General features: G+C 68.7%; 10 protein-coding genes. 5 read left to right on the forward strand and 5 right to left on the reverse strand.

Features of this window, described 5'->3' with window-relative positions; all coding sequences use genetic code 11:
* Positions 1–99: 99 nt before the first annotated feature.
* Both EAH68_RS01460 and EAH68_RS01465 read right to left on the reverse strand, forming a co-directional pair.
* Complete coding sequence (locus EAH68_RS01460; RefSeq protein ID WP_126119549.1) at positions 100–1,515, reverse strand: DHA2 family efflux MFS transporter permease subunit; 1,416 nt, start codon at positions 1,513–1,515, stop codon at positions 100–102.
* Positions 1,512–2,747 (reverse strand): MFS transporter, encoded by a 1,236-nt coding sequence (locus EAH68_RS01465; protein WP_126119550.1) that lies wholly within the window; start codon positions 2,745–2,747, stop codon positions 1,512–1,514. Before EAH68_RS01465 ends, EAH68_RS01460 begins: the two co-directional genes overlap by 4 nt.
* A 102-nt stretch (positions 2,748–2,849) precedes the next feature.
* Between EAH68_RS01465 and EAH68_RS01470 the strand changes: the two genes are divergently transcribed.
* Positions 2,850–3,314: a hypothetical protein gene (locus EAH68_RS01470; RefSeq protein ID WP_126119551.1), complete on the forward strand. Its 465-nt coding sequence runs from the start codon at positions 2,850–2,852 to the stop codon at positions 3,312–3,314.
* Between the two features lie 170 nt (positions 3,315–3,484).
* On the opposite strand, the gene EAH68_RS01475 is transcribed toward EAH68_RS01470, so the two are convergent.
* Positions 3,485–4,561: a serine hydrolase domain-containing protein gene (locus tag EAH68_RS01475; protein WP_126119552.1), complete on the reverse strand. Its 1,077-nt coding sequence runs from the start codon at positions 4,559–4,561 to the stop codon at positions 3,485–3,487.
* A gap of 12 nt (positions 4,562–4,573) precedes the next feature.
* Entirely contained in the window at positions 4,574–5,398 is an 825-nt protein-coding gene (locus EAH68_RS01480; protein ID WP_126119553.1) for a hypothetical protein, read from the reverse strand.
* Between the two features lie 199 nt (positions 5,399–5,597).
* Between EAH68_RS01480 and EAH68_RS01485 the strand changes: the two genes are divergently transcribed.
* Entirely contained in the window at positions 5,598–6,662 is a 1,065-nt protein-coding gene (locus EAH68_RS01485) for an alpha/beta fold hydrolase (protein ID WP_126119554.1), read from the forward strand.
* On the opposite strand, the gene EAH68_RS01490 is transcribed toward EAH68_RS01485, so the two are convergent.
* Positions 6,659–8,236: a carboxylesterase/lipase family protein gene (locus tag EAH68_RS01490; RefSeq protein ID WP_126119555.1), complete on the reverse strand. Its 1,578-nt coding sequence runs from the start codon at positions 8,234–8,236 to the stop codon at positions 6,659–6,661. The two genes, EAH68_RS01485 and EAH68_RS01490, sit on opposite strands and share 4 nt — an antisense overlap.
* Before the next feature lie 20 nt (positions 8,237–8,256).
* Here EAH68_RS01490 and EAH68_RS01495 point away from each other — a divergent pair, with 20 nt between their 5' ends.
* From EAH68_RS01495 to EAH68_RS01505, 3 genes are all read left to right on the forward strand, one after another.
* Complete coding sequence (locus EAH68_RS01495; RefSeq protein WP_126119556.1) at positions 8,257–9,069, forward strand: shikimate 5-dehydrogenase; 813 nt, start codon at positions 8,257–8,259, stop codon at positions 9,067–9,069.
* Between the two features lie 70 nt (positions 9,070–9,139).
* The gene (locus EAH68_RS01500) at positions 9,140–9,907 is read left to right on the forward strand and encodes a hypothetical protein (protein WP_126119557.1); all 768 of its coding nucleotides are present in this window, start codon (positions 9,140–9,142) and stop codon (positions 9,905–9,907) included.
* Positions 9,908–13,630 carry an ABC transporter ATP-binding protein gene (locus EAH68_RS01505; protein ID WP_126119558.1) on the forward strand — a complete coding sequence of 1,241 codons (3,723 nt, stop codon included), beginning with the start codon at positions 9,908–9,910 and terminating at the stop codon, positions 13,628–13,630. It begins immediately after the preceding gene.
* The last annotated feature ends 75 nt before the right edge of the window (positions 13,631–13,705 follow it).

A 13,705-nucleotide genomic window follows, 5' to 3' on the forward strand; every position in this document is an offset into this window, starting at 1 on the left:
TTCCGCCGGTTCCACAATGATGAACTGGCGACCGATCTGCTGTCTGCCTCTCTGAAATGGGGCAATGAGGGCTGGTGGAAGGCGATCAGGTCGCTCTGGTCAGTGGCTGCTGCTCTGCGTCCCCGACCGGAACCTCGACACCGCCAGCAGGCCGATGACCAGGAAGACCACCGGCAGGAGCAGGGCGTTGCCCATCGCCGCCCCGAAGCTGAGGTTCTGGGTACCCATCTGCATGACCGCGCCCAGGGCCGCGGCGCCAAGCACGGCACCGACCTGGCGGGAGGTGTTGTACACGCCGGAACCCGCCCCCACCAGATCCGCGGGCAGATCGCGCAGGGAGATGGTGGAGTTCGGGGCCCAGCACATGGAGTTGGCGAAGCCGAGCGCGACCACAGGCAGCAGCATCCACCAGGGGTTCAGATCCAGGTGCATGAACACGCCGAAGAGCGTCATCGCGGCGATCATGGACAGGAAGCCGATCTTCGAGATGCGTCCCGGTTCCACCCGGTCGGTCATCCGGCCGATCACGGGCGCCATGAACACGGAGATCACACCCATGGGCACGAGCATGAGCCCGGCGAGTTCGGAGGGCATGCCCTGGCCGACCTGCAGGTAGAGCATGATCGGCAGGTTGACCGAGTAGACGGTGAAACCGAGGGTGGCCACGGCGGTGATGCCGAGGGCGAAGTTGCGGTGGCGGAAGAGCTCGAGCGGGACGAGAGCGTCGGTGCCGCGGGCAGTGGCGGTGCGCTGCAGGCGGATGAACAGCCACAGGGCCACCAGGCCACCGGCGAGGATGAGCCACAGCCACCAGGTCCAGCCCAGTTCCGGACCCTGCTGCAGGGAGAAGACCACGCCGAGCACCGCGATGAGGGAGACAAGTCCACTGAGCAGGTCGATGCGGCTGGCGCCGGTGGGCAGACGCGGCACGAAGCGGGCCACCATGAGCAGGGAGATCAGGCCGAGGGGGACATAGAGGAAGAAGACCCAGCGCCAGCCGACCGTGCCCACGACCACGCCGCCGATGACGGGACCGAAGAGCCCCGCGGAGCTGGCCACCGCGCTCCAGATGCCGGTGGCGGCACCGCGCCGGTCGCGGGCGAAGATGCGGTGGATGATACTCAGCGGCTGCGGGTTGATCAGCGATCCACCCAACCCCTGGACGGCGCGCAGGAAGATGAGCCACTCGATGGTCGGGGCCATGGAACAGGCCAGGGCGGCCAGCGTGAAGATCGCCATGCCCACCAGGTAGACGTTGCGCTGTCCGAAACGGTCACCCAGCCGGCCGGTGATCAGCAGCGGGACGGCGAAGGTGAGCAGATAGACCGCGGAGACCCAGACGACCTGGTTGATGCTGGCGTCGAGCTCCTCCCGGATGCGCGGCAGGGACACCGCCACCAGGGACTGGTCGAGCAGGGTGACGAAGAGTCCGATGCTCAGCGCCGACAGGGCCCACCACGCCCGCTTCTCCGGGATGGGTGTCTGCGCCTGAGTTCCTGGGGCTTTCTCCGTCACCTGGCGGTCTCCTGCGTCTGCGCTGCCTCGCGGAGGGTGGGGCGGGTGTCAGCAAGCGTCTCGCGGCCGAAGGCCCACACCACGGCAGCGGCCAGGCCGATGCCGCCGCAGATGAGGAAGCCGGTGGTGAAGCCGTAGGTCTCGGCGACCGCACCGATGAGGATGGGGCCGGTGATCGCGCCGAAGTCCTGGGCCATCTGGAAGTTGGCGAGCACCTTGCCGCCGGAGCGCTGGTTACCCACGACATCCGCGAGCACCGCCTGCTGCGCCGGGTTGAGCATGCCAGCACCCGCACCCGCCAGCGCGGAGACGACCAGCAACAGCCAGAAACTGTCGGCGAAGCCCATCGAGCCGGTGAAGATCGCGTTGACCACCAGGCCGGTGATGATGAGGGGTTTGCGTCCCACCGTGTCGGCCAGGCGGCCGGAGAACTGCAGCACCACGGCGTTGCCGGCGGCGAAAGTCGCCATGGCCAGGCCGGCGATGGCACCGCCGTGCTCGAAGACGACGGCCGCGAAGAGCGGCAGAGTGGCCACCCGGACACCGAAGTTGATCCAGCCGAAGGCGAAACCGGAGACCAGGGCCGAACGGTAGGCGCTGTCGCGGAAGGCCTCGCCGAAACGCATCGGCGGTTCCTCGGACTTGCGGCGGGAGATATCGTCCTGGCGCGGCATCTTCCACCACACCACGAAGGCGGCCAGGCCCACGGAAATGCCGTAGATGACGAAAGGCGCGCGCATTCCGATCATGGACAGCGCGGCGCCGACGACGGGGCCGATGATGTTGCCCACGAGGAAAGCGGTGCCGTAGACCGCGGAGGCCCGGCCGCGGATCTCCGGCGGGGCGAGCCGGATGATGAGGCCCATGGCCGAGACGGTGAACATCGTCGAGCCGATGCCGGCGATGCCGCGCAGCAGCAGGATGTGCCAGTATTCCTGGGCAGCGGCGACGGCGGCGGTGGTCACCGCGACCGTGATCAGGCCGGTGAGATAGACCCGGCGCGAGCCGAGCTTGTCGATGAGTCGGCCGGAGACCGGCGCGAACAGCAGCCGGGAGGCGGCGAAGATGGAGATGACCGCACTGGCAGCGGCCATGGAGACGTCGAAGCTGACGGCGAACTGCGGGATGATCGGCGCCACGAGCCCGTATCCCAGGGCAATGATGAAGGCGGCCGACACCAGGACCCAGATCTCCGTGGGGATCCTGTGCTGCACCTTTTGTTGATCTGTCATATCGCCATAGAGACTATCTGTTCCCCCGGCAAACAGCCATTATCGTATACTTGTTCGAGTTATCGAACAGATGTGTCGTTCCCGAGTCCTAGGTTGTAGCCCATGAACATCAACCACCTGAACACCCCGCCCGCCGTCGCCGCCACCCTGCGCACCCGGGAGGCCGAGACGCTGCGTGATCTCCACTCCATTCTCCATCACCCCCGTTCCCTGGCCCGGCCGACCGCCAACTGGCGGCCACCGAGCAAGGCACTGCCGGGCGGGGACCTGACCATGACGCTCACCCGCCGCCGCGTGGGCGAGCGCGCCAAGGCCCGGGTCCTCGGTTACGGCGGGGAACGCGAACCCGTCTACCTGATCACGCTCCGCATCACCGACCAACACCGCGCGGTCGACCCTGTGCTCGCGGAGGGCTGGGTCCGGGCGTTGGTCGACGATGAGCTCATCGACTCCGTCCACGAGGTCCCCAGCGGGCACGCCGCCACCTTCGTCTGGCTCGTCGACCGCCACTTCGTCCCCATCCCCTCCCCTGCCTCCCTGTTCGTCGGCTTCACGCAGGCGGCCTGAGAAACCCTGCGCGGACGAACCTGTGAGGCCAACCCTGCGACGACCCTGATTTCAGGACTCCTCGCAGGGTTTCCAGTCTTTTCCGGGGGTGAGCACAGGTTTGCCCTCACGGGGTTCTGATCGCGGGTTCCCGGCGGGCTGGGTGGGATCAACGGGACCGGCAACAGAAACTACAGCGCGGCTAGGTACCGGTAGATCACTTCGAAAGGGGACGCGTCCATCGAATTGACCGAACCGGCGATGAACGCCGAACGCACAGGGCAGAAGAAGGCGAAGGCCCCGTGGACACCGGTGTGCCCGAGGATCAGCGGGGCCGGCACCAGTGGGCTCCATGGCCGGGTCATCCCCATCGCCATCATCCCGGCGCCATAGCGCAGCGGCCGGTGCTGGATCCGGCGCAGCACCGGGTCCTGAATATGCGCCAGGTCGAAGATCTCCCCGGTGTGGAAGGCCCGGATGAAGGTCATCAGGTCCTGCGCGGTGGACACCACCCCACCGGAGGCCGGTGAGCTGGACAGGTAGCGCGAGGACCACACCGGGTGCTTCCGGGTGTGCACCTCCGCGTAGTCGCGGATCCCGGGCACCACGAAGGTCGTGTGCTCCAGGCCGAGCGGGGTGATGATGTAGCGGTTGGCCAGCTCCTGGAAGGTCCGGCCCGTGGTGTGCTGCGCCACCTGGGACAGCAGCTCAGCGTTGAGGTCGGAGTAGTGCGCCCGCCGGCCCTGCCCGGGTGGGAACTTCGCACCGGCGCGGGCGGCGATCTCCATCTGTTCGTCGACGGTGACCACCCGGTCCCAGTCCACGATCTGCTCCAGCAGGCTGCGTCCACCGGGGTCCCGGGTGTCCTCCCAGCTGGCCAGGCCCGAGGTGTGGTCGATGAGGTGCCGGACCGTCAGGTCGGCGCTGTAGTCCTCACCCCGGATGACGTGCAGTCCCGCCAGCGAACCTGAGGCCACCCGGGAGGCGATGAGACTGTCGTAGCTCAGCCGGCCGGCATCGATGAGATGGAAGATGATGGCGTGGGTGAACAGCTTGCTCACCGAACCCGCGGCGAAACGCGCATCGGGGTCGAGTGCACCGGTGGTGTGGGTGTGGCGCAGCGTGCCGTCGGCACTCTCGAGCGTCACGGCGACCTCACCCAGCCTCGGCAGCTGGTCGACCTTCTCGTCCATCGCCGCCAGGCGTTCCGCCAACGGCGGCCTCTCACGTAGCCGGGAGACACGCTCCCGGACCCGGGACAGCACCATCTGCGGTGTCAGTCACTCGTCGCGGACGTCGTCGTCCTCATCTTCATCGAGGTCGTCCAAGTCATCCTCGTCGTCCAGGTCGTCCTCAGAGTCGTCGTCCGCGCCGTAGAGGTCGTAGACGTCAGGCTCCTCGAACTCGTCCTCATCGAAGGGGGCGAGCTGCTCCTCCCAGTCCTCGGCATGGTCGGCGGCGAGCGAGATGACGTCGAAGAGGCGGTCGAAGTCGGTGAACACACCGAGGTCGAGGACCTCCTCGTTGGCGAACTCCACGTCGGCGGAGATGTCGGCGAACATGCGCTGGCGGTCCTCCTCACTCAGCTGGGCTTCCCCGTCCGATTCCCACAGTTCGTCGATGGCCTCGTCGATGAGGTCCTCGAAGGAGTCTCCGGCGGCGACGAACTGGACGAGTGCGCTGGGCACGCCGTCGAGGACCTCGACGAGGACCTGCAGCTCGGAGTTCTGGCCGACTTCGGCGCACACCAGGTTGGCGTTGACGGCGTCCTGGTAGAACTCCAGGTCGCCGATGCGCTCGTCGGTGCCCTCCAGGAGGTCGCGCAGCACGGTGACCACCTGGTCGGTGGCGACGTGGCGGGCCACGGTGGCCACGGCATCCTCAGCGGAGAACACCACGGAGACGAGCACGGCCTCGAAGTTCTCGTCATCCTCGTCGACGTCGGCGGCGGCGATGTAGACATTCGCGGCCGGCATGTGGGGATCGATCTCCTGGAACTGAATCTCCAGGTCAGAGGTGATGGGCACGGACATGGTGTCATCGTGTACCCGCGACTCGATTCCCTCAGTGTCCAGGGCGGTGGCAATGTCCTCGAAGAAGCTCATGAGTGTTAGGTGTCCTTCCATGTGAACCCGGTTCTCTTATCGACGACCGCCAACGGCAGGCAATCCGCAACCAGCCTAGCCCCGTGACCGGTGACATGCCGACGACCCGCCCCCGGCCCCGCCCGAATTCCCGCTGCCGGCCCGGCCGGATCAGGCATACTGGCCCCACAGACCCCCTTCCGCCTGCCCCGGAGACGCCATGCTGCCCACCGCCACTGGACTACTGCTGTTGGCGGGTGGCCTGGCCGCCGCGCGCCTCCACCGCACCACCCGCAACTATTACCGGGGGCCGGTCAACAAGGCATACGCCGCCGGCGTGGCCACCCACCGCCGGGAGATCCGCCCGGGCACCGTCCTCCACTACGCCCGCACCAGCGGCACCGGCAGGCCCGGTCTGCTGCTCATTCCCGGGCAGGGTTCGCTGTGGTACGACTACGCCAGGGTGCTGCCCGACCTCAGCGCGGATTTCGATGTCGTCGCCGTCGACGTCCACGGGCACGGCGGCTCCTCCTGGAACAGGGCGGACTACTGCGCGACCGTCATCGCCGCTGACCTCGTTCTGCTCGGCCGGGAGCTTTTCGACACCCCCTTCCTCGTCGCCGGGCACTCCTCCGGCGGGTTGATCGCCGTACAGATGGCGGCCGGGCACCCGGACGACATCGCAGGTGTGCTCATCGAGGACGCCCCCTTCTTCGCCACCGAACCCGGGCGCGTGCCGGGCACCTTCGTCGGACAGGACCTGGACCTGCTGGCCGGCTACCTCGCCCAGGTGGAGGAGCCGGACGGGGAGGCTGACTATCTCGCCTACGCACTGCCCCACGCCTACATCGGCACACTCTTCGGCGGCGTCTGGCCGTTCATCTCCGGGCAGGTCATCGCCCAGCGGCGGAAGCACCCGCAGGCCACCCCGAACATCTGGTACCTGGGCCCGGCGATCAACCGGATCTGGGAGTCGATCTCCCATCCTTTTGACCGCTGGTGGTCGCACGCCTTCTTCCTCTCCCGGAGCTGGCACGAGGATTTCGATCAGGCCACCGCACTACGCTCCGTCACCGCACCCACGACCTTCCTCAAGGCGAGCACCAGTTACGGCGCAGACGGGGTCCTGCTGGCCGCCCTCAACGAGGAGGACCTGGCAAAGGTGGAGAAGCTGCTGGTGGATAACCGGACCGTCCACGTCACAGCCGGGCATGACATCCACTTCGAGAAACCCGCCGTCTTCACCCGGGCACTGCGCGAACTGGCGGACAGAAGCCGACGCTAACGGCCCAGCTCGGCGCTGATGAGCAGTCCCAGCTCCGCGAGCAGCTCCGGCCGCCCGTTGCCCCATTCGGTCATGTCGTAGTCGACCCAGGCACGCCGCTTGCGGGCCTTCGGGTCGAACTCCACATGCGAGGGCGAGTCGAAGACCATGGTCGCCCGTGCCGGGGCAGTGTCGGTCGGGGGCCGGTAGGCGGGCCACTCCGCGCCGGGACAGCCGTGGTGGATGAACCGGCCCCAGTGGTGCTGCATCTCGTCGGTCAGCTCCGCCATGCCCTCCATCCCGCCGAAGCGGGAGAGCCCGGAGGTTCTCGACGCCCCCGGATCCCCGAAGATCACCGACAGCTCCAGCGAGTGCATCGCCCCCAGACCCAGCCAGCGCAGGGCGGCCGGGGCGTAGTCGAAGCGGTACATCCAGGTCGGGGCGAGCGGGTTGTGGTCGGTGGCCAGACGTACGGACGGTGCCCAGAAGAGGGCGTCGGCAAGCAGGTCGGCGAACTGGGCGCGGTCGAGGGCCCCGTCGTAGGCGGAGAGCACGAAGGAGGCCTCCTCCGGGTCGAAGGCGGTGAGCAGGCGCAGGGCGGCGCGCGAACGCGCGGAGGTGCGCATGTAGAAGAATTTGGAGAAGCTCGTCTCATCCGAATTCGTGCCCACCAGCATCGGCACCTGCAGCTGCTGGCCGGCGTCGAAGACCTTCAGCGGGTGGTCGAGCAGCAGCGTGCCGTCGACCGTGGGGGCGTAGGTGGTGTTCAGGTGCTGCAGCTCCCGGCCGCGCCACATCATCGACTGCCCGGCGCGCACCAGGTCGTGGGGGTGTTCGGCGCGCAGGTCCTTGAGCGTGGTCTGCCGCGGCAGCGCCATCTGGTAGACCAGCTCCCGGGCCCAGAGGGTGGCCTGGGCACGCGAGTGCACCATGGTCATCGGCGGGGACTGGACGATCGCCCGGTGGAAGAGTCCCTCGGCCGCCGGTACGGCCATGAGGGTGGCCACCGCCGCCCCACCCGCGGATTCCCCCATGAGGGTGACCTGGCCGGGGTCGCCGCCGAACTGGGCGATGTTCGCCTGCACCCACTGCAGCGCCAGCAGCTGGTCGCGCAGGGCCGGGTTGGCCACGCAGTCCTCGCCGAGGCTGCGCAGGTCCAGGTAGCCCAGCGCGCCGAGGCGGAAGTTCACGGAGACGTAGACGCAGTTGACGGCCGTGGCGAACTGGTAGCCGCGCAGCATCGGCTCGTGTGAGGAACCCATGATGAAGGAGCCGCCGTGGAGGTAGACCACCACGGGCAGTTCCTCGTCGGTGTCGGGGCGCACGATGTCCAGGTGGAGGCAGTTCTCCGAACCGATGACCCGGTCGGTCCACGAGTAGGTCGGCTGCGGGGCGACGGGACCGAAATTCGTCGCGTCGCGCACGCCGCGCCAGTGCCGGGGGCGGCGGGGGGCGCGGAAGCGGTTGTCACCGCCGGTGCTCGCGCCGAAGGGCACTCCGCGCCAGGTCCGGATTCCCAGCTGCTGGTCCACCAGCCCCCGCACCACCCCGGCGGTGGTGCGGACCTGAGGTCCGGGGATGTCAGACGTGCCCATACCCACTACGGTAGTGAGCTATGGTGAACTACGTCGACCGCGAAACCATACTGTGTATCTCGCTGGCCGCCCGGCCCAGCAACCACGGGGTGCGGTTCCACAACTGGCTGTACCACGAGCTCGGCCTCAACTACCTCTACAAGGCGGTTGCCCCGACCGACATCACGGCGGCCGTCGCCGGCATCCGGGGGCTGGGGATCCGGGGGGCGGGTGTGTCCATGCCCTATAAGCAGGATGTCATCCCCCTGATCGACGAGCTCGACCCCTCCGCCGAGCGTATCCAGGCGGTGAACACGATCGTCAACACCGACGGTGAACTCGTCGGATACAACACCGACTACGTGGCGGTGGCCGCCCTCCTGAAGAGCCATGGGGTGGACCCGGATCTGCCGGTCGCGGTGCGCGGTTCCGGTGGGATGGCCGGTGCGGTGGTCGCGGCTCTGGCCGACCACGGCATGACAGGCACCATCGTCGCCCGCAACGCCGAGACCGGCCCGGCCCTGGCCGAGCGCCATGACTGGGCCTATTCCGCGGAGGTGCCCGCCGGGGCCCGCCTGCTGGTCAACGTCACCCCACTGGGCATGCGCGGCTCCGAGGAACGCGCGCAGGCCTTCGCCGATGACTCGATCGCAGCGGCCGAGCTCGTCTTCGATGTCGTGGCCTATCCCGTGCGCACCCCGCTGATCGAAGCGGCCGAGCGACTGGGGGTGCCCACCATCAACGGCGGCGAAGTGGTGGCACTCCAGGCCGCCGAACAGTTCATCCTCTACACCGGGGTGCGCCCCACGCAAAAGCAGGTCGAGGCGGCCGAGGCCTACGCCAACCTGGACTGAGGACAGCGGCGGGGAGGGAACCATCCGCAGCTCCGGGTCGTTTATTCTGGAGTAGTTGAAAGGAGCAGCCATGGCCCTCGCCAAGTCCATCAATTCCCGGGGTGATTCGGGGCAGCAGGTCATCCTCGACGGCCTGGGCTCCGACCCTTCGGTGCTGGAGACCAACATCGGCCCCGCCGGGCGCCTGTTCATCTCCGCGCTGGAGAAGGCCGTCTCCGTGCAGTCCGCGGCCATCGCCGCCTATGTCGAGCACCTGCGCAAGAGGCGGCCGGAGGCCTCCCCCCGGGAGATCCAGGAGACCATCGACCAGCACTTCCTGCGCCTGACCACCAGCTCCGGCGCGGGTGCCGGAGCGGCCGCCACCATCCCGGGCATCGGTTTCTTCCTCGGGGCCGCGGCCATCGGCGCAGAATCCCTCGTCTTCCTCGACGCCGCCGCCTGGTACACCCTGGCCAGCGCACAACTGCGCGGCATCGACATCACCGATGAGAACCGGCGCAAGACACTCATCCTCGTGGCACTGCTCGGGGCAAAGGGCTCCGCGGTCGTCGACACGTTCGTGGGCGATGTCGGTGCGACGAAGGGAGTGCCCACGATGACCACCGTCGCCCGTTTCACCGCCCCGAAGCTCACCGAGATGAACAACCGCCTCATCCGCACGGCCCTGAAGTACATGACCCGGAAGTTCCGGCGCGCGTGGTTCGGCAAGATCCTGCCGCTGGGCATCGGTGCGATCGCCGGCACGGTGGCCAACCGGAAGTTGGCGAAGTCCGTCATCGCCAACGTGCGCGAATCCCTCGGGGTGGTACCCGCCCGGTTCACCGACCCGGTGAAGTAGGTGGCGGGCCACTCCGGCGTCCGCGAACTGACCGCCGCGCTGCGGGAGCGCCGCGGCATCACCGCCGTCACCCTGCTCACCACCGTCGCGGCCGTCGTCTTCGAGGTGCTCATCCCGCTGCTGACCGGTTCCGCGGTGGACGTGGCCACCGGGGCGGCGACAGAATCCCCCGCCACCCGGGTGCTGCCGCAGTTCGAGCCCCTGTACGCCATCATCGCGGTGCTCATCGGGGTGGCGGTGGCGCGCTACCTCACCCAGTTCCTGCGCCGGTATCTCGCGGGCCGGTTGTCCATCGACACCCAGCACACACTGCGGGTGCGTATCCTCGACCGGCTCCAGCTTCTCGACGGCCCAGGCCAGGACCGCATCGTCACCGGCCAGGTGGTCTCCCGCTCAATCTCCGACCTCAACGCCACCCAGGGCATGATCGCCATGGGTCCCTGGGCCCTGGGCATGCTGGTGCAGCTGCTGATCACCATCGGCGTCATGCTGTGGGTCTCCCCGCTGCTCACCGTCATCGCCCTGGCCTTCATGCCCGTCATCGTCGGCGTGGCGGTGGCCTCCCGGCGCTCCATGTACGCCGCGACGTGGGTGGCACAGCAGGCCACCGCCGACCTGGCCACGCACGTCGAGCAGACCGTCACCGGGGTGCGGGTGGTCAAGGCCTTCGCCCAGGAGGAACGCGAGACCGACCACCTGGACGGCCTGGGCCGGACCCTCTACGCCGCGAAGATGCGGGCCGCGAAACTGCAGTCCCGCTTCCAGCCGCTGCTGCGCAACCTGCCCCAGGTCGCGCTGGTGATCAACATCCTGCTCGGCGGCTGGCTGGTGCTGCGCGGGGAGATCACCGTGGGCACCTTCTTCGCCTTCTCCGTCTACCTGACCTCGCTGACGCAGATCGTCGGGATGCTCTCCTCGATGATCGTCACCTTCCAGATGGGCCTGGCCTCCCTCGACCGGATCACCGAGATCCTGGACATGCGCCCGCAGGACCCGGACCCGGCCGAACCCGTCGACCTCCCCGGAGGACCCCTGGGACTGAAGCTGACGGGGGTGGAGTTCAGCACCGGCGGCCACCGGGTGCTCGACGGCACCACCCTGCACATCACCCCCGGTGAGACCCTCGCGCTCATCGGACCGGCCGGCTCCGGCAAGTCCATGGCCGTGCAACTGGCGGGCGGCTTCTACCGCCCGGACGCCGGCACCCTCGCCCTGACCACCCCCGACGGCCGGGAGGTCGACTACCGCGACCTGCGGCGCGCCGACCTGCGCAGCGCCGTCACCTGCGTCTTCGACGAGGCCTTCCTCTACTCCACCACTATCCGCGGGAACATCGCCATGGGTTCCGGTGCCACCGAGGAACAGGTCCGCCACGCCGCGGATCTGGCCCAGGCCACCGAGTTCATCGACCGCCTGCCCGAGGGCCTGGACACCGTCGTCGGCGAACGTGGCCTGACCCTGTCCGGTGGCCAACGCCAGCGCATCGCACTGGCCCGCGCACTGCTCGCCCGCCCCCGCGTGCTCATCCTCGACGACGCCACCTCCGCCATCGACGCCACCACCGAGGCCCGCATCCTCGCCGGCCTGCGCGCCGAACTGGCCGACGTCACCGTGCTGGCCATCGCCCACCGCCAGTCCACCCTCGACCTGGCTGAGCGCGTGGCCATCATCGACGCCGGCCGCATCACCGTCACCGGTGACCCGGAGACTCTGGCGGCGGATCCGCGCTTCACCGCCATCATGGACCCCTCCCCCGCCGCGCTGCCTGACCGCAGCACCCTGCCGGAACCGGAACGTGCACAGTTGTGGCCGGAGGACCTGCCGACTGAGCGCACCGAGCACGTCGCCGACGTCTCCGGCGCCATCGGCGGCCGGGGTGGCGGGGGCGGTGGTGGTCCCGCCGCGATCACCGCGACGCCGGAACTGCTGGCGCGCGTCGACAAGCTCCCGCCGGCGGATGAACAGCCACGCATCGACACCACCCGGCTGCGCTCCGACCGCAGTGGTTTCCGGGTGCGCGACCTCTTCCGCGCGGTCCGCTTTCTCATCCTCGCCGTCATCGGCCTGCTGCTCGTCGGGGTGGCCACCGACCTCGTCTTCCCCACCCTCATGCGCTGGGCCGTCGACGACGGCGTCGGCCAGCGTTCCCTGGACACCCTGTGGTGGATCGCCGGCGGCGGCCTGCTGGTTGTCGCGGTGAGCTGGGCCGCGGCCACCGCACTGGTGGTCCTCACCGCGCGCACCGGTGAACGCCTGCTCTACGGCCTGCGGCTGCGCAGCTACGCCCACCTGCAGCGGCTGTCCATGAGCTACTACGAGACGACCCAGTCCGGGCGCATCATGACGCGGATGACCACCGACATCGACACCCTCAGCTCCTTCCTGCAGACCGGCCTGGCCCAGTCCATCGTCTCCGTGGGCACCCTCGTCGGCATCATCGGCATGCTCGCCTGGACCGACGCCGGACTCTCCCTGGTGGCTGTGGCCGCCATCCCCCTCATCGTGGTGGTCACCCTCATCTTCCGGCGGATCTCCTCCCGCCTCTACACCCGCGCCCGCGAACAGGTCAGCACCGTGAACGCCGCCTTCCAGGAGAACATCAACGGCCTGCGCACCGCCCAGATGCACGGACGCACCGACGGCGCGCTCGAGGAGTTCCGGGCGGAATCCGAACGCTACCGCCGCCTGCGCGTGAATTCCCAGCTGGCCGTCGCACTCTACTTCCCCGGTGTCAACGCCATCTCCCAGATCACCACCGCAATCGTCCTCGGCGTCGGCGCCACCCGCGTCGCCGACGGCCAACTGACCGCCGGCGTACTCGTCGCCTTCGTCATGTACCTGGCCCAGCTCTACGGGCCCATCCAGCAGCTGGGCCAGATCTTCGACTCCTGGCAGCAGGCCGCCGTCGGCTTCCGCCGCATCACCGACCTGCTCGCCGAACGCCCCACCGTCGCCGACACCGGACCGCGGGAGCGTGACGACGCCGCCACCGCAGCCCGCGGCACCCTCGCCCTGGAGGACGTCTCCTTCGCCTACAGCCCCGACGGCCAGCTCGTGGCCGCCGGAATGGACATGACCATCACGCCGGGCAGCACCGTCGCCCTCGTCGGTCCGACGGGGGCGGGCAAATCCACCGTGGTGAAGCTGCTGGCCCGCTTCTACGACCCCGTCGGGGGACGCGTCACGGCCGCCGGCACCGATATCCGGGAGTTCCCCCTCAGCGGGTGGCGGCGGTCGATCGCGCAGGTCCCGCAGGAGGCGCACCTGTTCATCGGCACCGTCGCCGAGAACATCGCCTACGGTGACCCCTCCGCGACCGAAGACGACATCGAGGAGGCAGTTCGGCGCATCGGTGCACTCGACATCATCGCCGGCATCCCGGGCGGCTTCCGGCACAGTGTGGGCGAGCGCGGCCGGGGTCTGTCCTCCGGTCAGCGTCAGCTCATCGCCCTGGCCCGCGCCGAACTGCTCCACCCTGATGTGATGCTGCTCGATGAGGCCACCGCGACCCTCGACCCGGCCACCGAGGCAGCCGTCCTGGACGCCTCGGACCGCATCACCCGGGGGCGCACATCCGTGGTTGTGGCGCACCGGCTGGCGACCGCCGCGAGGGCCGACCGAATCCTCGTCATCGATGATGGACGTATCATCGAAGACGGATCCCACCCGGAACTGCTGGACCGGCAGGGTGTGTACTCCGCCCTGTGGCGGGCACACCCCTGACGGGGGTGGAGGAAACGCCCCCAGCGGTGATGGGTGCAGAGTGGCGACACGCTACCCTGTAGTGGACGATTATTG

Source organism: Corynebacterium hylobatis (genome assembly GCF_003955685.1).
GTDB classification, from domain to species: Bacteria; Actinomycetota; Actinomycetes; order Mycobacteriales; family Mycobacteriaceae; genus Corynebacterium; species Corynebacterium hylobatis.